This is a genomic window from Massilia niastensis DSM 21313, from assembly GCF_000382345.1.
Classification (GTDB): domain Bacteria; phylum Pseudomonadota; class Gammaproteobacteria; order Burkholderiales; family Burkholderiaceae_D; genus Telluria; species Telluria niastensis.
This window is the reverse complement of sequence record NZ_KB908092.1, coordinates 94,044-115,174: the sequence shown is the minus strand read 5'-3', so window position 1 is coordinate 115,174 and position 21,131 is coordinate 94,044. Positions and strand designations below refer to the sequence as shown.

Sequence of the window (21,131 nt, the reverse complement as noted above, 5' to 3'; positions counted from 1 at the left end):
ACCAGGCTTTTGATCCTGCCGAGGCGCTACGCCTGATGAGGAGGCTGGAGTTGATCCACACTCCCAAGCATGGCAGTTGGCTCAACATGGCCGAATCGGAACTGAGCGCCGCTACGCGGCAATGTCTCGGACACCATATCGATGAGGTCGATGCCGTGGACCAGTTGGCTCGACAATGGGCCAGTCGCCGCAACCTACGCCAGACCGGTATCGACTGGCAATTCCGTACTGCAGACGCCCGGATCAAACTCAAGCACCTGTATCCGAAAATCGAAGTGTGATGCTGTACTAGTGTAGCGTGACGGCCTTGCGCGCGCTGCCGGCCGCCGGCGCCGGTCGCGGCAACACGCTCCCCTTTGTCCGGATGTTATTTATCTGCTACGCTTAGCGCACATCTTACGGAGAACACCATGCTCAAGCCCCCCATGCCCAACGTGCCCGGAATGACCGATTCGCTGGAGTTCGTCAAGAATCTCTGGGGTAGCATGAACATCCCCGGCGTCGGGGTGCCGGGCATGGCGGGCAACACGCTGTCGACCGAGGATCTGGACAAGAAGATCACCGACCTGAAGGCCGTGGAGTCGTGGCTGAACATGAATATCGGCATGTTGCGCGGCACGATACAGGCGCTGGAAGTCCAGCGCGGCACCATCGCCACCCTCAAGACGATGGGCGAAAGCATGGCCCAGGCGATGGGGAACCCCGGCGGCGGCGAAGCGATGATGGCGCCCTTCACCCAGTTCTTCACCCAGGCCGCCAGCGCGGCCGCGCCCGCCAATCCGGCTCCGCCGCCTCCACCCGCGCAGCCGCCCCAGCCCGCATCGGCACCCACATCCGCACCCGCATCGGCCGGGCCGGCCGCGGCGCAGGCGCAGGCGCAGGATGCCATGGCGGGCATCGCGAACGCGGCGATGCCGGCGGCAGTTGCATGGTGGAATTTGTTGCAAGATCAGTTCCGCCAGGCAGTATCGAATGCCATACCGGCCGAGAGCGTCGCCAAACCCGAGAAGACGGAACCGGCGAACAAGACCGACAAGGCGGCCGGTTCGCCGCTCGACGTCTCCGGCGGCGCGCCGGCCGACGCCAGGTCCGGCAACGGATCCGGCGGGAACGGCGACAACCATTCCTCTTCCGGCAACTCCACTTCCGGCCGCGGCACGCGCGCGCGCAGCAAGGCCGACAAAGGCTGAGTTCCATGCACAGCGTTTGACGCCGCCGCTGGCGCCTGCGCGCCAGCCGTGCTGAACTGTCCGGGCGGACCGGAACGCCCTGTTGCGCCCGGCCGCTCCACTGTCCAGCCGGAGCGCGCATGTATCCAGCCGACTTTTCCAGCCTGACGCCGGACCAGGTCGCCGAGCTGCGCCGCAAGCTCGAGGCGGCCGGCTGCCAGCCGCCGCCGCAGGCCGGCACCCTGTCGGAGCTGGCGCCGGCCTTCGCCACGCTGCGGCGCCGCCATGGGCTCCCGGCCTCCGCCACGCTCGATGCCGCCACCATGCGCTGCCTGGATGCCTGTGCCGGCGCCGTGTTCGGCGAAGTATTCGAAGAGGAACTCGACCTGCTGCGCCCCGAACCGCAAGCCGGGGCCGGCGCCTGTCCCTGCCCCGCCGACCGCGGACAGCTGCTGCAGCGCGCCCACGCCGGCGCGCTGGCGGGCCTGGCGCTGTCGGGCGGCGGCGTGCGCAGCGCCACCTTCGGACTGGGCGTGCTGCAGGCGCTGGCGGGCCAGGGCCTGCTGCGCCGGATGGATTACCTGTCGACCGTGTCGGGCGGCGGCTTCATCGGCGGCTGGCTGAGCAAGTGCATCCACGCGCATGGCGGCGACGTGGCGGCCGCCGAGGCCATGCTGGCGCAGCGCGCAGGCATGCCCGAAGCCCAGGCGGTGCGCTTCCTGCGCCAGTACAGCAACTACCTGTCGCCGCGCGGCGGCGTGTTCAGCGCCGATACCTGGACCCTGGTCAGCACCTATGTGCGCAACACGGGCCTGAATCTGGCCATGCTGGTGGCCTGGCTGTGCGCCCTGCTGCTGCTGCCGCGCGCCGCCGTGTTCGGCGTGCACCGGGTCGTGGGACCGGGCGGCCCCTGGGCCGCCTGGTCCGACCTGGCCTGGATCGCGGGCGTGCTGCTGTTCCTCGGCGCCGTGTTCTGCATCGCGCTGTCGATCTCCAGCAAGCCGGAAAGCTCGCGCGGGCTGCGCCGCTTTCCGCTGTCGCAGGGCGCGGTACTGTGGTGTATCAACCTGCCCCTGATGCTGGCCGGCTTCCTCGGCAGCGTCGGCCTGTGGCGGCATGGCGGCGCGCCCGCGGGAATGCTGCTGCCGGCGCGGCTCGAGGGACGCTGGGCCTGGCTGCTGGCGCCCGGCCTGGTCTACTTCATCGTCTGGGCCTGCGGCTGGTACCTGGCGCACGACCGCGCCAGTCCCTACCGGCGCGCCGGCTACACCTTGTGCGCCACGGCTGCCTGCGCGGTGCTGCTGCTGCTGCTGGAAGCGGGACGCGCGTTCGCGCCCGAGGTGTCCCTGTTCGGCCACCCGACCGGCGAGCGGCTGGCGCAGGCCGTGTGGGTGCTGGTGGCGCTGCTGCTGCTGCTGGCCATCGGACTCCGGTTCCACGCCCACCTGCGCTGCCGCGATTCGCTGCGCGACCTGACGCGCGCCGAACTCGGCGAAGGCCTGTCGCACTTCGCCTGCGCGATGGCGGCGCTGACCCTGGGCAGCATGCTGCTGCTGGCGGGCCTCTCCCTGCTGCCCGACCCGGCCACCCATCCGGTGCTGAACAACGCGATCGCGCTGACGACCTTCGGCATGCCGCTGATGATGGCCCTGTTCGCCGGCACCATGACCCTGATGATCGGCCTGCTCGGACGCCTGTACAGCGACGCCAGCCGCGAATGGTGGAGCCGCCAGGGCGCCTGGGCCACCATCTTCGCGCTGGGCTGGCTGGCGATGTTCGGCGTCAGCTTCTTCTTCGCGCCGCTGCTGCACTGGGCCTGGCTGACCCATGCGCCGTGGAAGAACCTCGGCACCCTGCTGGGCTGGCTGGCGATGACGGCCTTCGGCCTGAAGGCCGGCAGCGGCACCGGCACCGGCCCCGGTTCCAGCCCACGTTTGGTGCCGTATTCGCGCCTCGATGTTGCGGCGCGCCTGGCGCCCTATGTGTTCACGGTCGGGATCTTCGCCCTGCTCAGCGCCCTGGTGCAGGCGGCGGTGGCGCCGCCCGCGGCGCACTGCCCGCAACCCGACCTGGCCTGCGTGTTCGGCGCCCATGCGCGCGCGACCCTGGCGACCGACGGCGCGCGCCTGGCGCTGGCCTTCTGCCTCTTCCTCGGCGCCGCCCTGCTGCTCGGCTGGCGGGTCGACATCAACAAGTTCTCGCTCTACATGCTGTACCGGAACCGCGTGGTGCGCGCCTATTTCGGCGCCAGTTCCAGGTCGCGCCAGCCGCATCCCTTCACCGGCTTCGACCCGGCCGACGACCTGCTGCTGGCCGACCTGCGCTGCCAGCGCCCCTACCCCATCATCAACACTTCGCTCAACCTGGTCAGCGGCGAGGAACTGGCGTGGCAGACGCGCAAGGCGGCCTCGTTCTCGTTCACGCCGCGCTGGTGCGGCTTCGAGCTGCCGCCGCTGCCGCATGCCTGGGCGCCGCACGGGCCCGGCGAAGCGGCGCGCGGCTGCTACCGCCCCACCCAGCTGTACGCGTCGCGCTCGGGCGTGGGCGCCGACGACGACGCCGGGGTCAGGCTGGGCATGGCGGTGGCCCTGTCCGGCGCGGCCGCCAGCCCGAACGTGGGCGCGCACTCGTCGCCGCCGCTGAACTTCCTGATGACGATGTTCAACGTGCGTCTGGGGCGCTGGTGCCCGAATCCGCGCCGGCCCGCCTGGACCAGCTCCTCGCCGCCGATCGGCCTGTTCTCGCTGCTGGCGGAACTGTTCGGCCTGACCAATGCCGACGCCAGCTACGTCCACCTGTCCGACGGCGGCCATTTCGACAACCTCGGCATCTACGAACTGGTGCGGCGGCGCTGCCGCCTGGTGATCGCGGTCGACGTCGCGAGCGACCGCCAGCTCGCCTTCGAGGACCTGGGCAATACGATCCGCCGCTGCGCGACCGACCTGCACGTGCGCATCGACCTCGACGTGTCGCGCTTCGAGCCGGACAAGGACAGGGGCCTGTGCGGCGCCAGCTGCGCGGCCGGCAGCATCCGCTACAGCCTGGCCGACCGGGACGGCGTGGACGGCACGCTGCTGTACATCAAGCCGGCCATCGTCGGCGACGAGAACGCCGACCTGCTCAACTACCGCAAGCTGCATCCCGACTTTCCGCACCAGAGCACCGCCGACCAGTGGTTCGACGAAGCCCAGTTCGAAAGCTACCGCGCGCTCGGCCTGCACATCGCCCACAGCGCGCTGGGCGCCGCCGCCAGGGCCGCGCGCGGACCCGATGGCGAAGCCGGCATCGCGGCGCTGTGCGCCCAGCTGCTGCGCCGCCATGGCCCGGCGGCGCGCCCGCCGGCCGCCGCATGCGAGGCCGGCGGGCAGGCCGGCGGCGTGCGCGAGCGCTGCCGCTGAGCGCTCAGGCGGCGGCCGCGCCGTCTTCTTCGGCGGCGGGCGGATCGGCTTGCGGCGCGGCCGCTTGCGGCAGCAGCGCGCCGAGCTGCTCCATCAGCTGCGCGAAGCGCTGCTGCCCCGGCTGCAGGCGGTCGATGCGCTCCAGGATCCCGTGCGCCTCGGCGTCGAGGTCGGGATCGTGGCCGCGCTGCTGCATGTGCGAGATCATGATCTGGACCGCGTTGAACAGGATGCGCACATTGTTCGGCAGGGTCTTGCGCGCATCGCGCATCCACGCCACCGCGTCGGGCAGCTTGCCGGTCTTCCACAGCAGCACGCCCTGGTTCATCAGGTCGACCGCTTCCTTGCGCGCGGCGCGCACCAGCACCTGGCCCTCCTCGCCCATGCGCGCCTTGTCGAAGATCTTCTGGACCTCGTCCTGCAGCAGGGTGTTGTCGTGGTTGTTGCGGACGATGTAGCAGAGCAGCTCGACCGGCGCGTCCTTGACCCCGACCGCGAACAGCAGGGTCGCCATCTCCAGGCAGGTCGCGGTGTCGGGACGCTCGGCATTGCTGCGCAACAGCTCTTCCAGCTCGTCGCCGGCCTTGCGCGCGCGCCGGTAGTCGCCGCTCTCGTGGTACACCAGCCCCTCGGTGATCTTGGCGCGCAGCGGCATGTCCTCATGGTCGGCGCCGAACTCGCGCTGGGCCGCCAGCAGCAGCTGCAGCGCTTCCTTGGGATCGTTCTTCAGGCCGCACACGCGCGCCAGGCCGAGGTAGGCGTCCGGGGTCTTGCGGATCGAGTACTCGCCGATCGCGATGCACTTGCGGAAGGCCTTCTCGGCCAGCGCGATGTTCCCCAGGCGCAGGCAGGCCTGGCCCAGGTTGCGCTGGCGCGGCACCGAGTTCGGCGACAGTTTTGCCGCGCGGTCCAGGATCGCGGCCGCCTCCTCGTGCAGGCCCATGCCCTGGTAGGCCAGCGCCAGCTGGTCGTAGGCGTCGATGTAGTAGCGGTTCTCGGCGATCACGGTCTGGAGCATCTGGCGCGCCTGCTCGAATTCGCCGTCCGCCATGCGGATCTTCGCCAGCCCGGCGCGCGCCCACTGGTACTCGCGCTGGGCCAGCAGCTTTTCGTAGACGTCGCGCGCCTTGCCCGGCTGCCCGCTTTTCTCCATCAGCCGCGCCTTCATGCGCAGCAGGTCGATCTCGTGCACGCGCTGGGCCGCGATCTGCTCGTCGCACAGGCGCGCCGCGCGCAGGTAGTCCTTCTCGGCATAGGCCTGGTCGATCAGGCGGAACACCTGCTTCCGGCGCCACACCCGGTTCAGGCGGGTGAGCAGCACGCCCTCGGTGATCGGCTTGACCAGATAGGCGTCCGGCTGGTGCTCGGCCGCACCCATCACCGATTCCACGCTCTTCTCGGCCGACACCATCAGGAACACGCTGGAGGGCAGCAGCAGGTTGCGCATGCGCGCCTCTTCCAGCACCTGCTGGCCGTTCTTGCCTTCGCCCAGGTTGTAGTCGCACAGCACCACGTCGTAGCGCAGCCTGGTGAGCAGGGCCATGGCCTCGCCGCCGCTGGAGGCCTGGTCGATGTTCCTCGCGCCCAGGCTGCGCAGGCTCTCGCGCAGCAGCTGGCGCACGCCGATGAAATCGTCGACCACGAGGTAGTTCTTGCCGGCCCAGTCGACCTGGTCGAGGGCGGGAGCGGGAGGGTTGAGGGCGGCGTTCATGGCAGGGTCAGGATGAAGCAGCCGCCGTTCAAGCAGCCGCCGTTCTCCAGCCGCACGGCGCCGCGGCGCCCGCGGTGGCGGTGCATGTTCGCCACTTCGCCGGAAAAATACAGGCCCAGGCCGGCGCTGTTGGTCAGGAAGTTCACGCCGGCCGCGTCGCCGGACGGCACGCCGCCCGCCGCCAGCAGCGCCGGCGGGAAGCCCGCGCCATTGTCCTCGACGCGGATCTCGAGCAGGCCGTCGAGTTCGCGCACGGCCAGGCGGATGCGGTCGCGCGTGTAGTTGACGGCGTTGTTGATCGCGTGCGAGACCACGCCGACGATCAGGTCCTCGTCGACATGCCAGATCAGCTGCGGGTCGTAGTCGAGTTCCAGGCTGACGCCGCGCGATTCGAGCAGCACGCGCTCCAGCGCCACCACCTGCTCGACCAGCTGGCCCACTTCGAGCGGCTGCACGTCGAACGGGTACTCCGGCTTGCCGACACGCTTGTACAGCGCCAGCAGCTGCATCAGGTTGTCGTTCAGGCGGCGCGTCTGGTACAGCATCTGCGCCATCTGCGGATAAGCCTTTTCGGTCTGCGGCGAAGCGCCGGCCAGCAGGCGCTCGAGCGTGCCGGACAGGACGCTGATCGAGTTCTTCATGTCATGCGCGGTCGACGCCAGGAACAGGAACAACTCGGGCGAATGTTGTGTTTCTTCCATTCGGTCAGGCCTCCTCCGGCCTGCAGATAGTTGCCATAGGTAAATTATAACCCACACTTCATTCGCCCTGGTCCGCCCGCTTCTTATTGCGTTATTGCAACGCGCTGTTGCAAACGCCATGGCCGGCGGCGCCGGGCCAGGCCTGTTCCTACCGTTCGCGGCGGGAAGGAACAAGCGTGCGACAATTCGTCCATGATGAATTTGTCCGATTACCAGGCGCTGTTTCGCGCCTCGCCCTATCCCTACCTGGTGATGGCCCCGGACCTGACGATCATCGGGGCCAGCGGCGCCTACCTGCGCTCGGTCCGGCGCACCGAAGAGGACATCGTGGGCCGCTATGTGTTCGATGCCTTCCCTGCGGATCCCGACAACCCGGAAGCCACCGATATCGCGGAGGTCAAGGCCTCCCTGCTGCGCGCCCTGGCCAAGGGCGAGCCCGATACCAGCGCCTTCGTGCGCTACGCGGTTCCGGTCGACACGCCGGAAGGCAGGAAATTCGAGGAGCGCTACTGGAGCACCGTCCATACGCCGGTGCTGGACGAAAACGGCAAGCCGCTGTTCGTGTTCCAGAATCCGGTCGATGTCACCGAGCTGTATCGCTTCGACCAGCAATCGCAGGTGGCGACGCTGCAGCTGACGCCGCCAAGCAACAGCAACGCCGAGAATTTCAACCGGGCCCAGATGCACGAGGCGCTGTCGCGCATCCTGAACAACGAACGCGAGCACCTGCGCAGCCTGTTCAACCAGGCGCCCGGGTTCGTGGCCGTGCTCATGGGGCCGAAGCACGTCTTCGAAATGGTCAATGGCGCCTACTACCAGCTGGTCGGGCATCGCGAACTGATCGGCAAGACCGTGTGGGAAGCGCTGCCCGAAGTGGCCGGCCAGGGCTACGAGGAATTCCTGGACCGGGTCTACCAGACAGGCGAAGCCTGGACCACGCGCGCCATGCCGATCGCCATCCAGCGGGAACGCGGCGGTCCCCTCGTCCAGCGCTATATCGACCTGGTGTACGAGCCCTACAAGGACCAGTACGGCACCACCATCGGCATCTTTGCCCAGGGCTATGACGTGACCGACACGGTCGAGGCCCAGGCGGCCAAGCGCGAAAGCGAAGACCGCCTGCGGGACGGCATGGATGCGGCAAAGATGGTGGTCTGGGACTGGGACTTCGCCACGGACCAGCTTGCGTATTCCGACAACATCCGGCTCGTGCTGGGATGCGTGCCGGGCACCATGGTCGCCCTCAGGGAGTACATCCACCCCGAGGACCGCAGGAAAATCGCCCTCGCCCACGAGGGAGCGCTCGGCGGCGCAGGCAGCTACCAGGAAGTCGTGCGCTTCATCCGCCCGGACAACGGCCGGCAGATCTGGCTCGACAGCCGCGGGAAGGCCCAGTACGACGCCCAGGGCAAGCCCGTGCGCATGCGCGGCGTCACCGTGGACGTGACCGAACGCTACCAGGCCGAGCTGGAACTGCGGGAAGCCAACCGCAAGAAGGACGAGTTCCTGGCGATGCTGGCGCATGAGCTGCGCAATCCGCTCGCACCGATCAGCACGGCGGCCGAAATGCTGAGGCTGACCGCTTCCAGCGATGCCCGGACCCGGAAGGCCAGCGAAGTCATCAGTCGCCAGGTCAAGCACATGACCTCGCTGGTGGACGACCTGCTGGACGTCTCGCGCGTGACGCGCGGCCTGGTGGAGCTGGACAAGGAAGTGGTCGACATCAAGCTGGCGGTGTCCAGCGCCGTCGAGCAATCCAGGCCGCTCATCGAGTCGCGCCACCATAGCCTGACGGTGCGCACCGATTCCGCGCAGTCGACGGTGTATGGGGACCGGACGCGCCTGGTGCAGGTCATCGTCAACCTGCTCAACAATGCCGCGAAATACACGCCCCAGGGCGGGGAGATCGCGCTGACCGTGAATGCCCACGACCGGATGATCCACATCGCCGTCACCGACAACGGGATCGGCATCGACGGCAAGCTGCTGCCGCATATCTTCGAACTGTTCACCCAGGCCGAGCGCACGCCGGACCGGGCGCAGGGCGGCCTCGGCCTCGGCCTGGCCCTGGTCAAGACGATGGTGGCGCTGCACGGGGGCGCCGTGCACGCCGCGAGCGCCGGCCCCGGGACCGGCAGCACCTTCACGATTTCGCTGCCGGCCTACCTGCCCGGCCAGTCGGACCGGCTGCCCGAGGCGGGCCATGCCGCCCCGGCCGCCGCGGCAAGCCCGGTCAAGGTCATGATCGTGGACGACAACGTGGACGCGGCCGAGTCGCTGGCGGTCCTGCTGGAAGCCCAGGGGCACCAGGTCACGGTCCAGTCCCATCCGCTGGACGCCATCGCGGCGGCGAAGCAGGCCCCGCCCCAGGTGTTCATCCTCGATATCGGCCTGCCCGAAATGGATGGCTATGAACTGGCCCGGCGCCTGCGCGCCGACCCCGCCACCGCGGACGCGCTGTTCATCGCGCTCACCGGCTACGGCCAGGCGCACGACCGGGTGCTGTCCAAGTCGGTCGGCTTCGAGCACCACTTCGTCAAGCCGATGGATACCGAAAAGCTGCGCCAGGCGCTGGCCGGCGCGCATGGCTGACGCCGGCGCGCCCGTGCCTCAACCGATCAGGTATTCGCGGGCCATGGCGCGGGCGCGGTGCAGCCGGCTCTTGGCGGCGGCCGGCGTCAGGCCCAGTTCTTCGGCGATTTCGGCGATGCTGCGCTCCTCGAAATCGCGCAGCAGGATGATTTCCAGGTAATCGCGCGGCAGGCTGTCCAGCGCGTTGACGAGCTCCACGCGCAGGCCGGCGTTGTCGTGCGAGGCCAGCCATTGTTCGGCGCGTTCTTCGTCATAGGGGTCGTACTGCAGCGCGCGGCGTCCCAGGCGGCGGCATTCGCGCTGCACCACCTTGAACAGCCAGCCCGAGAACGCCGCCAGCAGGCGCACCGCTTCCAGCCGGCGCGACAGCACCAGCAGCGCTTCCTGCACGGCGTCGTCGACGTCGCTGATCAGGCAGGAACGCTGCGCATAGCGGCGGATGTCCGGCTGGCACAGCCGCAGCAGCTGTTCCAGCGCCGCCGGATCGCCCTTGTGGGCGGCGTCCAGCACCGGCAGATATTGCTCAGAGAGAGCCATGCTTTCTTGCCTTGTCGAGACGGCGTCCGACCATGGCGCAGGCCGGGCAAAAGCCGAACAGCCCGGAAGCCACGATGCCGGCCGCGGACACGGCGACGAGCACGCTGGCGACGCCTTTGACGCCCAGCAGGCCGATGGCGATGGCCGCGAGGCCGGCGATCACGCGCAGCACGCGCTCCCAGCCTGGTACATTTTTAACGTAAAACATTCTGCTCTCCTTTTGGTGAATGAGGAAGGTCCTCGCCAGCTAAGAGGCGCCGGGTTCGCAAAAGGATTCGCGGGTATGAAAATTTTTTTGAGCCTGTTGTCGAATGCTTATTCCGCCTCGCTGCCCGGCGCCCGGCTGGTGCGCCGGGCGCGCAGCACGAAGCGGGCCGGATCGAGCGCGTCGGCCAGGCTTGTTTCCAGCGGCAGCGGTTCGCCCTCCAGCTGGGCCGCCAGCAGTTCGGCGGCCAGCGGCGCCCAGGTCAGGCCGCGCGAGGCATAGCCGAGCAGCGCATGCAGGCCCGGATGGCGCGGCACGTCGCGCAGGCGCTCGGTGCTGCCGGCGGCGGCGAAGTCGGGCAGGCGGCCGACCAGCGGCAGGCGGTCCGGCGCCACGCAGCGGAAGCCCACCCTGCCCGCGAGCGGGGCGCCGGCGGCGGCGCCGGGATCGGACACCAGCGCGCGCAGGCGCTCGATGTTCTCTTCCTGGCTCGCGCTGCGCAGCGCGGGATCGTCATCGAGGTCATAGGTCGCGCCGGCGCAGCAGACGCCGTGCGCGGCCGGGGTCAGGTAAGCCTCGCGGCAAAGCACCACCGGCAGGCGCGGCAGGCTGGCGGCATCGAGGTGGGTCACCTGGCCGCGCAGCGCCGCCAGCGGCAGCGTGGCCGCCTGCGCCGTCTGGCGCGCGCCGACGCCGTTGGCCAGCACCACGGTCGGCGCCTGGCCCAGCAGCGCGCCCTCCGCGCCGCGCGCCAGCCACTCGCCGTCGGCGCGCTCCAGGCCGACATTCCCGACGCCGAAACGCTGCACCAGGCGTTCGCCGCAGGACGCCAGCATGGCGTCGCACACGCTGCCCGGGCGCGCCCAGCCGCCCTGCGGAAACAGCCAGCCGCCGTCCGGCGCCGGCAGCCCGAGCAGGGCCTGCGCCTCCTCGCGCTCGAGCCAGCGCGCGAAATCCGGCGGCGTGCCCCCTTCGGCCGCGATCGCGCGCGAGACCGCGGCATGGCCGGCGTCGCGCGCCAGCTGCAGCACGCCGCAGGCCTGGCCGTCGATCGCGCGGCCGATCCCGCCCAGCTGCTCCCAGGCGCGCAGCGCGTACAGGTAGGCGGCGCGGGTCAGGCGCGTGGGGATGTTGTCGTCGCGGGACAGCAGCGGCATGAAGATGCCCGCCAGGTTGCCGGAAGCGCCCATCGCCGGCCGCGCATGGCGTTCCAGCAGGGTCACCTGCCAGCCGCGCGCGCACAGGCGCGCCGCCGCGGCCGAACCGGCCAGGCCGGCGCCGATCACCAGCGCGCGGCGCGCGGGCGTGGGCGTCAGCGGCAGGCGCGGCTTGCGGCTGGCGAAGACGGCGCCGTCGCCATCGAAGACGAAGCCTTGCGCCTGCAGCGCCGCGCGCTGTTCGTCGTCCAGCCCGGTCGAGGCGAGGGGCGCGCCGAGCGCAGTCAGCCGCGCCAGCGGACGCGCGAAGGACGCGCCGGGTTCGGCCACGCCATGCAGGCGGATGCAGTCGAGGCGCGCATCGAGCTGGGCCAGCGCGGCCGCGAGCGGCGCCGCCAGCAGGTCGAGCGTCAGGCCAGGCGCGTCCTGCGGGATGCGGTGAAATCCCGGCAGCAGGCCGTCCGCCAGCGCCACCACGTGCAGCCGCGCCGGCCGCTGCGGGTCGGCGCGCCAGGCCTCGAACAGCGCGCGCGTGCCGCTGCCGTCGCCGTAGGCGGCATCGAAGACCGTGTAGCGCTCGCGTCCGCGCCAGTGTTCGCGCGGATCCATGTCAGCGCCTGGTCCGGCAAATACAGGCGCGGTCATGGTCGTCGACCATGCCGATGCCCTGCATGTAGGCGTAGATGATGGTCGAGCCGACGAACTTGAAGCCGCGCTTCGACAAATCCTTCGAAAGGCGGTCCGACAGCTCGGTGCGCGCCGGGCGCATGCCGTCCGGCCAGTCGTTCACGATCGGCTTGCCGTCCACGAAGCTCCACAGGTACCGGTCGAGGCTGGAGCCCTGTTCGCGCAGCGCCAGGTAGGCTTTCGCGTTGGTGATCGCGGCCGCCACCTTCAGGCGGTTGCGCACGATGCCCGGATTGGCCAGCAGCTCGGCCACCTTGTCGTCGCCATAGGCGGCGATCTTCCGCGCATCCCAGTTATCGAAAGCGGCGCGGTAGTTGTCGCGTTTGTTCAGGATGGTTTCCCAGGACAGGCCGGCCTGCGCGCCTTCGAGGTTGAGCATCTCGAACAGCGTGTTCTCGTCGTGGCAGGGAACGCCCCATTCGTGGTCGTGGTAGGCGATGTAGCGGGGGTTGGCCATGTTGGCCCAGGAGCAGCGGGTAGTCGTCATCGAGACAGTATAAATCAGGCCGGGCCGGCCTTCCCTGCCTCGCGCGCCAGCACCTGCGCCAGGCCGTCGACGCCGCGCCGGATGTCGTCCGGGCCGACCGCGGAAAAGCCGAGCACCAGGCCGGGAACGACCGCGCATTCCGGGCCGGCGGCGGGATTCGCATAATAGGCCAGCGGACGCAGTTCGATGCCCGCTTCCAGGGCGGCCCGGGCCACCCGCGCCTCGTCCGGCAGGCGCCCGTCACGGCCCGGACGGAAGTGCACGCACAGGTCGAGTCCCGCATCCGACGGGCCGCAGGCCAGGCGCTCCGCCAGCCGCTCGTCGATCGCCGCCAGCAGCGCTTCGCGCCGTTCGCCATAGGCCTCGCGGGTGCGCCGGATATGGCGCGCGAAATGGCCGGCGGCGATGAACTCGGCCAGCACCGCCTGCGGCACGATGGCGGTGTGGCGGTCGACCACCGCCTTGGCGCGCGCCAGCGCTTCGGCCAGCGCGGGCGGCGCCACCACGTAGCCCAGCCGCAGGCCGGGGAACAGCACCTTCGACAGCGTGCCCACGTAGATCACGCAGCCGGAACGGTCCAGTCCTTGCAGCGAGGCCAGCGGCGGCCCGGTGTAGCGGTATTCGCTGTCGTAGTCGTCCTCGATGATCCAGGCCTTGTTCGCGCTGGCCCAGCGCAGCAGCTCGAGCCGGCGCGCCAGGCTCATGGTCACGCCCAGCGGCAGCTGGTGCGAAGGCGTGGCGAACACCATGCGCGCATCCGGATAATGAAAGGCGCCATAGGCCACGTCCATGCCCTCGGCATCGACCGGCAGGGTGCAGATGCGCGCGCCCGCCACCGCCATCGGCGCGCTCGCGCCCTGGTAGCCGGGCGACTCGACCCAGACCGCGTCGCCCGGCGCCAGCAGCAGGTGCGCCAGCAGGTACAGCGCCTGCTGCGAGCCGGACGTGATCACCACCTGGCCGGGCGTGCACTCGACGCCGCGCGAGGCGCGCAGGTAGGCGCACAGCAGCTCGCGCAGCCGCGCGTACCCGGCCGGATCGCTGTAGCCCATGTGCGGTCCCGGACGGCGCAGCTGCTGCAACTCGAGCTTGCGCCACTGGTCGAAGGGGAACAGGTCCAGGCCCGGCATGCTGGGCCGGAAGGCGCGCACCGGTCCTTCGTGGTAGCGCGCCGCGGACATCGCGACCGCCATCGCCGCGCCGCGCGCCGGCAGGGGACGCAGCAGGCCGGGCGCGGGCGTTTCCTCGCGCCCGGCCGGCAGCGCCGTGTCCACGAAGGTCCCCTGCCCGACCCCGCCGCGCAGGTAGCCCTCGGCGGACAGCTGGTCGTAGGCGGCCAGCACGGTCTGGCGCGACACGCCCAGCAGCCGGCACAGGTCGCGCGTGGCCGGCAGGCGCGCACCCGGCGCCAGGGCGCCGCCCAGGATCGCCCCCTTCAGCCGGCTGTACAGCTGGCGGAACAGCGGGACGAGGCCGCTGCGGTCGAGCGGCTCGGCGGCGATGATGTCGTGGATGTGCATGGGGCGCGCAAAATTGGTACGCCCATCTTCGCTGGAATTGGCTATTTGAGCAAGCCAAAGGGCGGGCCTATGATGACCGCTCACCACAAGGAGGAACGATGAAGCAGTTCGACGCCCGGGTGGCCTGGCAGCGCGCCGGCCAGCCTTTTCTTGACCAGCGCTACAGCCGCGCCCATGCCTGGTCCTTCGACGGCGGCCTGCAGGTGCCGGCCTCGTCTTCGCCCCTGTCGGTGCCGGTCCCGATGTCCGACCCGGCTGCCGTCGATCCCGAGGAAGCCCTGGTCGCGGCGGCATCGAGCTGCCACATGCTGTTCTTCCTGTCGATCGCCGCGCAGCGCGGCTTCGTGGTCGACAGCTACGACGACCGGGCGCTCGGCCTGCTGGACCAGGACGCCGGGGGCCGCGCCGCCCTGGTGCGCATCGAGCTGCGCCCGGCCATCGTGTTCGGCGGCGAGCGCCGTCCCGAGGCCGCCGACATCGCGCAGATCCACCACCTCGCGCACGAGAAATGCTATGTCGCCAACTCGCTCAAGGCCGAGGTGGTCGTGATGGAGGCGCGCTGATGTACCTGCCCGAACGCCACCGGCAAACGCAGCCGGAAGCCCTGCTCGGCCTGATCGCCAGGCACCCGCTCGGCATGCTGGTCACGGCGCACGAGGGCGCGCCGGATGCCGACCACCTGCCCTTCGAATTCCTGCCCTCCGGCGCGCAGGGCGTGCTGCGCGCCCACGTCGCGCGCGCCAATCCGGTCTGGCGCCGCGACGGCCAGCAGGCGCTGGTGGTGTTCCGCGGCCCGTCCGGCTATGTGACGCCGGACCGGCTGGAGAAAGTCGAGAAGCAGGGCCGCGTGGTGCCGACCTGGGACTACGAGGTGGTGCACGTCCACGGGCGGCTGCGCACGGTCGACGACCCGCAATGGCTGCTGGCCCTGGTGCACCGGCAGAGCGGACGCCATGAGGCGAGCCAGAGCGCGCCCTGGTCGGTGGACGATGCGCCGCGCGACTACATCGACGCCATGCTCAAGGCCATCGTCGGCATCGAGATCGCCGTCGAGCGGATCGAAGGAAAATGGAAGGGCAGCGCACCCGTGGCGCGCGCCGGGAAGATGCCGCACGCCGCCTGATGGGACAGGCGGCGCGGGCAACCGGGCGGCTAGCTTGCCTCCTTGCTTGCCGCCTTACTTGCCCGATTCGGTGGTGGGCGTGCCGGAGGTGCCGACGGCGCTGCGCGACCTGGAGGCATTCAGCTGCTCGGCCGCCTTCAGGTGCTGCTCGACCACCGGGCTCATCTTGCTTGCCAGCGCCTTGACGTCCGCATCCTTGGCGCTCTTCATGCCTTTCTTCAGCTTGCCATGGGCGTCCCTGTGGTCGGCCATGCCGGACTGCTTCAGGTAGGCGCGGTCGAATTCCTCACCGCTGAGCTTTTCCAGCATCGCGCCCTTGGCCTTGTGCTTGGCGTCCAGCTCGGTCGGCAGGGTCACGCCCTTGGCCTGGGCGAGCGCCGCCACGTCGGCCTGCGCCTTGGTGTGGTCGTCGACCATCTGCTGGGCGAAGGCCTTGATGTCCGCATTCTGGCTCTTGCTCACGGCCAGCTTGCCGGTTTCGATCTCGGCCATGTTGGACATCGCCATGTCGGTGAGGGCCTTGCGGTCCGCGCTGCCCAGCTTGGCCTTGGCGGCCGCCGGCGCACTGGCGCCGGCGCCCGATGCGCCGGTGGTGGCGGCGGTATCGCTGCTGCCGGACTGGGTGGCGGCGCTGCTGCTGCTGCCGGTCTGGCCGCTGCGGTCTTCCATGCCCTGGCTGTTGGTGTTACCCACCGTGCCGTCGCTGGCGGCCTTGCCTGTGAGATTGGGGTTGCCCTGCTGGGCGCTGTGATTGGTCATCTGCTGGGCGGTCTGGCCGGTCTGGGCATGGACGCCGAAGGATCCGAGCATGGCGGCCACGGCCGATACGGCCATCAGGCTTTTGAGGACCTGTTTCTTGTGCATGGTGTTCTCCTGAAATAGGTGGAGCTTGTGCGCGGGGGACGCGGGGATGCGACCGCAACAATCAATATCAACAACGCAATTTCGAGCTGGTCGAAGTGTATCGCTGTGCCTTTTGGGGGAGCGCGCGGTAGCCTTGTTGCAACTGGGGCTGGGATGATGGCTGCCCAGCGCAACAACGCCGTCACGTGGACGGCGCTGGCGGTTCGGAGGTCGATCCGGATCAGGGTGTGTTCATCGCCCCAGGCCGCACTGCCAGCTCGACGCGCGACTGCCGCTGCGGCGCGTGCTGTCGGTGTCGAAGACGATCGTGATCTCCGGCGTGCTGCCGTCCAGGCCATAGCTACCGACTCCGCCCCGGGCCGCGATGTCGCCACCGCTCCAGTCCATGCGGTAGGTCGCCGGGTTGTAGCGGTAGCTGCCTACCGCCCCGCCTTCGTGGAGGCGGTAGCGTCCCCCCGGCAGCAATGACAGCGGTCCGCGATACTGGTCGCGAAACTGCGGATTGGCTCCTGGTCCCTGCCACACGGATTCGTTGCAGAGGTAAGTGCCCAGCGGGGGAGGCGCGGCCGGTGGGCAGTTCGGGTTGCCTCCTCCGCATTCGGCACGTGGCGCTGCCACGCCGGTGGGCGCGCGCACGCTCTTGCAGGAATAGCCGAGGTTGGAAGGATTGCCCTTGCCGTAAGCATCGGCCCGGACACGATAGTAGGCACAGGCACCGGGGTCGGCTGCGGTAACGATGCCGGGGATCCAGAAACCTTCACGGTACTCCACCTCGACCGCGTCGCCGGGCTGCCAGGGACCATTGCGGACCGCGCCAGGGACAGGCGCCGGAGCTGGGCGCGCCGGCGTGCGCGCTGGTTCCGGCATGGCCTGCGGCGGCTGCGGCGCGGCTGCAGCCGCCGGCGGGCGCGCCGTGCGCGCGTTCGCCAGCCAGGCGTCCACCTGTGGCTGGAGCGACGGGTCGAGTTGCAGCGCCTTCGCGAAAAATTCGCGCGCCTCGTCGGGACGCCGGTCGGACATCAGCGCCGTGGCCAGCAGCAACTGGTACTCGGCGTTATCGGGCCGCAGTGTCGCGGCCTGGCGGAAGTTCGTGGCCGCCATGCCATACGACCTGGCGGCGTAGGCCTCCCTGCCATCGCGCACATAACTTTCCGGCGTGCCCGGCGCCTGCGCCCGAAGCGGTCCGCAAGCCAGGAACATTCCTGCCGCCAGGAAGACGGCCCGGACGAGCGCGCGATGGTGAAGTCTCATGGCGAATGGATGAGGGAGTGGAAGACGACCGATTGTATAACAGCCAGTCGGTCGAACCTCAAGGTATCGCTCACCTCTCAGCGAAACCGCAGCGCCGCCGTCAAATCCCCCGGCGGCCGCGCCCCGCGCTCCGCGAACGCCTTGTTGCGCGCCGCCAGCCCCTCCAGCAGCGGCAGGCCATGCAGGCGCGTGATGAAGCGCAGGATCGAGGTAGTGTCATAAAAATTGTGGTCCACCGCCCCCCGCTTCGCATGCGGCGACACGACGATCGCCGGAATGCGCGACCCCGGCCCCCAGCGGTCGCCCTGCGGCGGCGCCACGTGGTCCCACCAGCCGCCGTTCTCGTCGAAGGTGATCACGACCACCATGTCCTTCCACTGCGGCGACTTCTTCAGGTGCTCGATCACGTTGGCCACGTGCTGGTCGCCCGACTCGATGTCCGAATAGCCCGCATGCAGGTTCAGGTTGCCCTGCGGCTTGTAGAACGCCACCGCCGGCAGCTTGCCCGCCACCACATCGGCCAGGAACTTGTTCGAGATCGGGCTGTCGCCCAGCCCGCCATCGCGCAAGTGTTCGGCGCGCGCCTTCGTGCCCGGCGCGAACTGTTGAAAATAGTTGAACGGCTGGTGATGGTGCTGGAAGTTCGGGCGCTGCCCTGCCCCGCGCCCGTCGAGCGCGGCCTGCCAGGCCCCGCCGTACCAGGCCCAGCTCACGCCGCGCTCGGACAGCAGGTCGCCGATCGTCCCGTAGGTCTGCGGCGGCAGCACCGAGGCGTCCTTCGGGTCGGCGTGCTGCGGATCGCCATCGAAGGCCGGACGCACCCAGCTCGGCTGGTACGGCGGCGCCATCGTGTTGACCGCATAGCCGTCCGGCGTCATCGCGCCGTTGTGGACGAACTTCGGCTTGCCCTCCAGCGCCGACTTCGGCGAATCGGGCGCCAGCGCCAGGCGGCAGCCGGTCGGGCCATCCTCGAGCACCGCGATCTTCGATTTCGCGGCGGTCTCGGCGGCATGGAAATACTCGGGCGTGCGGCCGCTGATCAGGAACTGGTGGTTCAGGTAGGACCCGCCGAAAGCGGCCATGAAGAAGTTGTCGCACAGCGTGAACTCGCGCGCGATCTGCCACAGGCCCAGGTTCTTCGCCGTTTCGCCGTAATGCCCCATCACCAGTGCGCCGGAGTCCGACCAGGCAGCGAAGCCGTCGTTCCTGCCGCCGTTGATCTGCATCTGGTTGTGATAGAACTGGTGGACCAGGTCGCGCGTGACGACCGCTTCCGGCAGCGGCTTGCCCTCGGCATCGGTCAATCTGTATGGCGCGTTCGGCAGGTTCACGAGCTGGTCTTCCGTGATCAGGACATCCTTGCCGCCGATGTTCTGGCGGCCCGGCACCATCCCGCCCCAGATCTTCGGCAAGCTGGGCAGCACCGAGCCGTCGCGGTCGCGCTGCTGCACGGCCGCCGCCGGCAAGGCCGACAGCGGCGCGGCCAGGCCGGGGAAGTCGGCGAACAGGTTGTTGAAACTGCGGTTCTCCAGGTAGATCACGACCACGTTCTTCACGTGCGCCTTGAGCTTGGCGTCGAGCGAACCCTTGACGGCCCTGGCGGGCGCGCCGGCTGCCGGCTTCGCTTCGGCCAGGCCCGGCAAGGCCGAGCCCAGCCCGGCGGCGGCGGCGGCCCGGAAGATGCGCCTGCGCGCGGGATTATCGGGTGGGACGGCCGGGGACTGTTGGCCGTCGTGGTCGTGGTCGTGCACGTGCTTCTCCTGTCGCTGCGGCCAGGACGGCCGCGAAGCGAGGATTATCCGCGCACTTTACAGAAGGAAACAAGAAGGACGTCAAACGCCCGTCACATTTCGACGTCAGAATACACGTGCTCAGGGAAGGGCACTCGGCGGCGCAAGCCGCCCTACCGGCGCCGGCGGTCGGGAAATATACCGGCACCAATTCTTAACGGCTGAATCCTCAGCCGTACAGCGGGATCAGGATGTCATAGGCGTTATCGGTGCGCGTGACATCGTGGACGGTGGGCGTGTAGCGCCGGTCGTAGCGCTCCAGGCGCCACGCATCGGTATCGTGCGCCATGCCCAGCTGTTCGATCGCGGCGAAGCCGGTCACATAGGTGGCCTGGGCGCGCGCCATCGGGCCGCGGTGGGTCAGCATCGCGTAGCGGCGCGCCGGGATACGGATACCGATCATTCCTGGCGGAAGGTTATTCAGGTCCGCAACTTCAGCGGCGACACATTCGATGTGCACCCCGGCGCTTTCCTGCAGGCTGACGCCGTAGCGAAACCCATTCGTTTCGCCCAGTTCCTGCTCGCGTTCCAGGAAGGCCTTCCAGATCTCCGGCATATCCGTTTCCAGAACCGAGAGCGGTCCTGCGAGCGGCAGGCCGGCGAGCTTCATTTCAGGTAGTGTAACGGTCGAGATGTGCATGATATCGGCTATGCAAAGGGACTCAGGAATTATATCCTTAACTCTTCGACAATATTGGCACGACCGCAATCGTGCGCGCAATCTGTCGCGATAAACGAGCAAACTGTTGCAATCAGCGCTTAAAACCTTGCTTGAGAAACTTGAAGCGTTCGGCAAGGCAAGCGATGTTGGCGTCGATGAACGCGATCGCCGCATGCCCGACAGCACCCGCGACACCGGCGAATTCCTGGCCACCAGACACTCCACCCCCTGTTTTTTGCAGTCTGTCGCAAAACGGCCCCGGGCGCGGCCGTGCTCCCTAGAATGGCTTCATCAACCAATCGGAGACAGCCATGAAACGAGCAGTGATCGCCGCCCTTCTTTCCTTCGCTTCCCTGTCGGCCTATGCTGGCGAACAAGTGCGCAGCGTGACGCCGTTCAAGGCGATCGAAGTGCGCGGAGCAATGAGCCTGATCGTCGAAGTGGGCAAGGCACATTCGGTGCGCGTCGAGGGCAACCAGAAATTCCTGGACCGCGTGGCGACCGAGGTCGTCGACGGCGAACTGCGCGTGACGATGAAGAAGGAATCCGGCAGCATCAACATCAAGGACGAGGACCGCGTCGTCGTGACCATGCCCGAGCTCACCAGCTTCCGTGGCGAGGGCGCCGGCTTGATGCGCCTGAATAATGTCCGCAGCGAGCGCCTGGACGTCAGCTACCGCGGCGCCGGCAGCCTGCAGATGAATGGCCAGGTGCGCCAGCTGCGCCTGCAGGCCCAGGGCGTGGGCGAAGTCGAAGCCAAGGACCTGGTGGCGCAGGATGCCGACGTCAGCTTCGAAGGCATCGGCTCGGTCGAGGTGCATGCGCAGAACCGCCTGAACGCCAACGTGCAGGGCATGGGCAACCTGACCTACTACGGCAATCCGCGCCGCCTGAGCAAATCGGTGTCGGGCATCGGCAGCGTCGTCGCCGCCCACTGAGGCCTCAGGTATTGACGAGCTCGAGCAGCACGTCGGCGTGGCAGGGACCGTCGAGACTGCACCAGCACGCCAGGCTGTGGCCGCGCAGCGCCGCCTTCGCCTCGATGGCGAGGGCGCGCCCGGCAGGATCCTCGAGCAGCCAGCGGCGGTAGGCCGCGACCGCCTCGGCCACGCTCGGCATCGCGATATAGCGCGGAGCGACCGGGCTGCCTGCCGGCAGCTCCGGATGCACCGAGAACGGATTGCCCCACTTGCCGGGCCGCGCCACCGAGATCGTATCCGGCGGCATCCGCCATCCCTTCTTCCTGCTCAGCTGCACGCGCTGCGGCTTCATCGGCCT

19 protein-coding genes and 1 pseudogene are annotated in these 21,131 nt (G+C 69.1%); 7 read left to right on the top strand and 13 right to left on the bottom strand.

The features are described 5' to 3' along the window. The 3 genes and pseudogenes from H162_RS35720 to H162_RS0112070 form a co-directional block, all read left to right on the top strand. Positions 1-135 (top strand): annotated as a pseudogene (locus H162_RS35720) (IS630 family transposase); the annotation flags it as partial. Positions 136-410: 275 nt separating this feature from the next. After that, positions 411-1,190: a PhaM family polyhydroxyalkanoate granule multifunctional regulatory protein gene (locus H162_RS30680; protein WP_156885578.1), complete on the top strand. Its 780-nt coding sequence runs from the start codon at positions 411-413 to the stop codon at positions 1,188-1,190. A gap of 119 nt (positions 1,191-1,309) precedes the next feature. After that, on the top strand, positions 1,310-4,567 hold the full coding sequence (locus H162_RS0112070; protein WP_020653731.1) for a patatin-like phospholipase family protein: 3,258 nt from the start codon (positions 1,310-1,312) through the stop codon (positions 4,565-4,567). Between the two features lie 4 nt (positions 4,568-4,571). Here H162_RS0112070 and H162_RS0112065 read toward each other — a convergent pair whose 3' ends face one another. Continuing rightward, entirely contained in the window at positions 4,572-6,278 is a 1,707-nt protein-coding gene (locus H162_RS0112065; protein WP_020653730.1) for a tetratricopeptide repeat-containing response regulator, read from the bottom strand. After that, entirely contained in the window at positions 6,275-6,979 is a 705-nt protein-coding gene (locus tag H162_RS0112060) for a sensor histidine kinase (protein WP_026354550.1), read from the bottom strand. Before H162_RS0112060 ends, H162_RS0112065 begins: the two co-directional genes overlap by 4 nt. 192 nt (positions 6,980-7,171) lie before the next feature. On the opposite strand from H162_RS0112060, the gene H162_RS32650 reads away from it, so the two are divergent. Beyond that, a complete protein-coding gene (locus H162_RS32650) occupies positions 7,172-9,571 on the top strand; it encodes a PAS domain-containing hybrid sensor histidine kinase/response regulator (RefSeq protein WP_020653728.1) in 2,400 nt (799 codons plus the stop codon). Positions 9,572-9,589: 18 nt separating this feature from the next. Here the strand turns inward: H162_RS32650 and H162_RS0112050 are convergent, their stop codons facing one another. From H162_RS0112050 to pdxR, 5 genes are all read right to left on the bottom strand, one after another. Continuing rightward, positions 9,590-10,108 (bottom strand): RNA polymerase sigma factor, encoded by a 519-nt coding sequence (locus H162_RS0112050; protein WP_026354549.1) that lies wholly within the window; start codon positions 10,106-10,108, stop codon positions 9,590-9,592. Beyond that, entirely contained in the window at positions 10,095-10,316 is a 222-nt protein-coding gene (locus tag H162_RS0112045) for a YgaP family membrane protein (RefSeq protein ID WP_020653726.1), read from the bottom strand. The genes H162_RS0112050 and H162_RS0112045 overlap by 14 nt, the downstream gene beginning before the upstream one ends. A 107-nt stretch (positions 10,317-10,423) precedes the next feature. Then, positions 10,424-12,079, bottom strand: coding sequence for an FAD-dependent 5-carboxymethylaminomethyl-2-thiouridine(34) oxidoreductase MnmC1 (gene mnmC1 / locus H162_RS0112040; protein ID WP_020653725.1), 1,656 nt, complete (start codon positions 12,077-12,079; stop codon positions 10,424-10,426). Between the two features lies 1 nt (position 12,080). Next, positions 12,081-12,644 (bottom strand): DNA-3-methyladenine glycosylase I, encoded by a 564-nt coding sequence (locus tag H162_RS0112035; RefSeq protein WP_026354548.1) that lies wholly within the window; start codon positions 12,642-12,644, stop codon positions 12,081-12,083. A 14-nt stretch (positions 12,645-12,658) separates the two neighbouring features. Continuing rightward, the gene (pdxR, locus tag H162_RS0112030) at positions 12,659-14,164 is read right to left on the bottom strand and encodes a MocR-like pyridoxine biosynthesis transcription factor PdxR (RefSeq protein ID WP_020653723.1); all 1,506 of its coding nucleotides are present in this window, start codon (positions 14,162-14,164) and stop codon (positions 12,659-12,661) included. Positions 14,165-14,262: 98 nt separating this feature from the next. Here pdxR and H162_RS0112025 point away from each other — a divergent pair, with 98 nt between their 5' ends. Both H162_RS0112025 and H162_RS0112020 read left to right on the top strand, forming a co-directional pair. Then, positions 14,263-14,727, top strand: coding sequence for an OsmC family protein (locus H162_RS0112025; protein WP_020653722.1), 465 nt, complete (start codon positions 14,263-14,265; stop codon positions 14,725-14,727). Further along, positions 14,727-15,287 (top strand): FMN-binding negative transcriptional regulator, encoded by a 561-nt coding sequence (locus H162_RS0112020; protein ID WP_020653721.1) that lies wholly within the window; start codon positions 14,727-14,729, stop codon positions 15,285-15,287. Before H162_RS0112025 ends, H162_RS0112020 begins: the two co-directional genes overlap by 1 nt. 54 nt (positions 15,288-15,341) lie before the next feature. Here H162_RS0112020 and H162_RS30670 read toward each other — a convergent pair whose 3' ends face one another. From H162_RS30670 to H162_RS35565, 5 genes are all read right to left on the bottom strand, one after another. Next, on the bottom strand, positions 15,342-16,151 hold the full coding sequence (locus tag H162_RS30670; RefSeq protein WP_020653720.1) for a DUF4142 domain-containing protein: 810 nt from the start codon (positions 16,149-16,151) through the stop codon (positions 15,342-15,344). Between the two features lie 231 nt (positions 16,152-16,382). Next, complete coding sequence (locus H162_RS0112010) at positions 16,383-17,402, bottom strand: tetratricopeptide repeat protein (RefSeq protein ID WP_156885577.1); 1,020 nt, start codon at positions 17,400-17,402, stop codon at positions 16,383-16,385. A gap of 77 nt (positions 17,403-17,479) precedes the next feature. Then, positions 17,480-19,153, bottom strand: a complete 1,674-nt coding sequence (locus H162_RS0112005) for an acid phosphatase (protein ID WP_020653718.1) — start codon at positions 19,151-19,153, stop codon at positions 17,480-17,482. A gap of 208 nt (positions 19,154-19,361) precedes the next feature. Beyond that, entirely contained in the window at positions 19,362-19,832 is a 471-nt protein-coding gene (locus H162_RS0112000) for a GyrI-like domain-containing protein (protein WP_040787171.1), read from the bottom strand. A gap of 112 nt (positions 19,833-19,944) precedes the next feature. Continuing rightward, complete coding sequence (locus H162_RS35565) at positions 19,945-20,073, bottom strand: hypothetical protein (RefSeq protein ID WP_267872147.1); 129 nt, start codon at positions 20,071-20,073, stop codon at positions 19,945-19,947. A gap of 91 nt (positions 20,074-20,164) precedes the next feature. Between H162_RS35565 and H162_RS0111995 the strand changes: the two genes are divergently transcribed. Further along, entirely contained in the window at positions 20,165-20,791 is a 627-nt protein-coding gene (locus H162_RS0111995; RefSeq protein ID WP_026354546.1) for a head GIN domain-containing protein, read from the top strand. 4 nt (positions 20,792-20,795) lie between these two features. On the opposite strand, the gene H162_RS0111990 is transcribed toward H162_RS0111995, so the two are convergent. Then, positions 20,796-21,125, bottom strand: coding sequence for a DUF4326 domain-containing protein (locus H162_RS0111990; protein ID WP_020653715.1), 330 nt, complete (start codon positions 21,123-21,125; stop codon positions 20,796-20,798). Positions 21,126-21,131: the final 6 nt, after the last annotated feature.

What these genes read in the sequence shown, in the direction of transcription:
- H162_RS30680 (WP_156885578.1), top strand. Translation starts at nt 411, where the DNA reads ATGCTCAAGCCCCCCATGCCCAACGTGCCCGGAATGACCGATTCGCTG.
- H162_RS0112070 (WP_020653731.1), top strand. Translation starts at nt 1,310, where the DNA reads ATGTATCCAGCCGACTTTTCCAGCCTGACGCCGGACCAGGTCGCCGAG.
- H162_RS0112065 (WP_020653730.1), bottom strand. Translation starts at nt 6,278, where the DNA reads ATGAACGCCGCCCTCAACCCTCCCGCTCCCGCCCTCGACCAGGTCGAC.
- H162_RS0112060 (WP_026354550.1), bottom strand. Translation starts at nt 6,979, where the DNA reads ATGGAAGAAACACAACATTCGCCCGAGTTGTTCCTGTTCCTGGCGTCG.
- H162_RS32650 (WP_020653728.1), top strand. Translation starts at nt 7,172, where the DNA reads ATGATGAATTTGTCCGATTACCAGGCGCTGTTTCGCGCCTCGCCCTAT.
- H162_RS0112050 (WP_026354549.1), bottom strand. Translation starts at nt 10,108, where the DNA reads ATGGCTCTCTCTGAGCAATATCTGCCGGTGCTGGACGCCGCCCACAAG.
- H162_RS0112045 (WP_020653726.1), bottom strand. Translation starts at nt 10,316, where the DNA reads ATGTTTTACGTTAAAAATGTACCAGGCTGGGAGCGCGTGCTGCGCGTG.
- mnmC1 (WP_020653725.1), bottom strand. Translation starts at nt 12,079, where the DNA reads ATGGATCCGCGCGAACACTGGCGCGGACGCGAGCGCTACACGGTCTTC.
- H162_RS0112035 (WP_026354548.1), bottom strand. Translation starts at nt 12,644, where the DNA reads ATGACGACTACCCGCTGCTCCTGGGCCAACATGGCCAACCCCCGCTAC.
- pdxR (WP_020653723.1), bottom strand. Translation starts at nt 14,164, where the DNA reads ATGCACATCCACGACATCATCGCCGCCGAGCCGCTCGACCGCAGCGGC.
- H162_RS0112025 (WP_020653722.1), top strand. Translation starts at nt 14,263, where the DNA reads ATGAAGCAGTTCGACGCCCGGGTGGCCTGGCAGCGCGCCGGCCAGCCT.
- H162_RS0112020 (WP_020653721.1), top strand. Translation starts at nt 14,727, where the DNA reads ATGTACCTGCCCGAACGCCACCGGCAAACGCAGCCGGAAGCCCTGCTC.
- H162_RS30670 (WP_020653720.1), bottom strand. Translation starts at nt 16,151, where the DNA reads ATGCACAAGAAACAGGTCCTCAAAAGCCTGATGGCCGTATCGGCCGTG.
- H162_RS0112010 (WP_156885577.1), bottom strand. Translation starts at nt 17,402, where the DNA reads ATGAGACTTCACCATCGCGCGCTCGTCCGGGCCGTCTTCCTGGCGGCA.
- H162_RS0112000 (WP_040787171.1), bottom strand. Translation starts at nt 19,832, where the DNA reads ATGCACATCTCGACCGTTACACTACCTGAAATGAAGCTCGCCGGCCTG.
- H162_RS0111995 (WP_026354546.1), top strand. Translation starts at nt 20,165, where the DNA reads ATGAAACGAGCAGTGATCGCCGCCCTTCTTTCCTTCGCTTCCCTGTCG.
- H162_RS0111990 (WP_020653715.1), bottom strand. Translation starts at nt 21,125, where the DNA reads ATGAAGCCGCAGCGCGTGCAGCTGAGCAGGAAGAAGGGATGGCGGATG.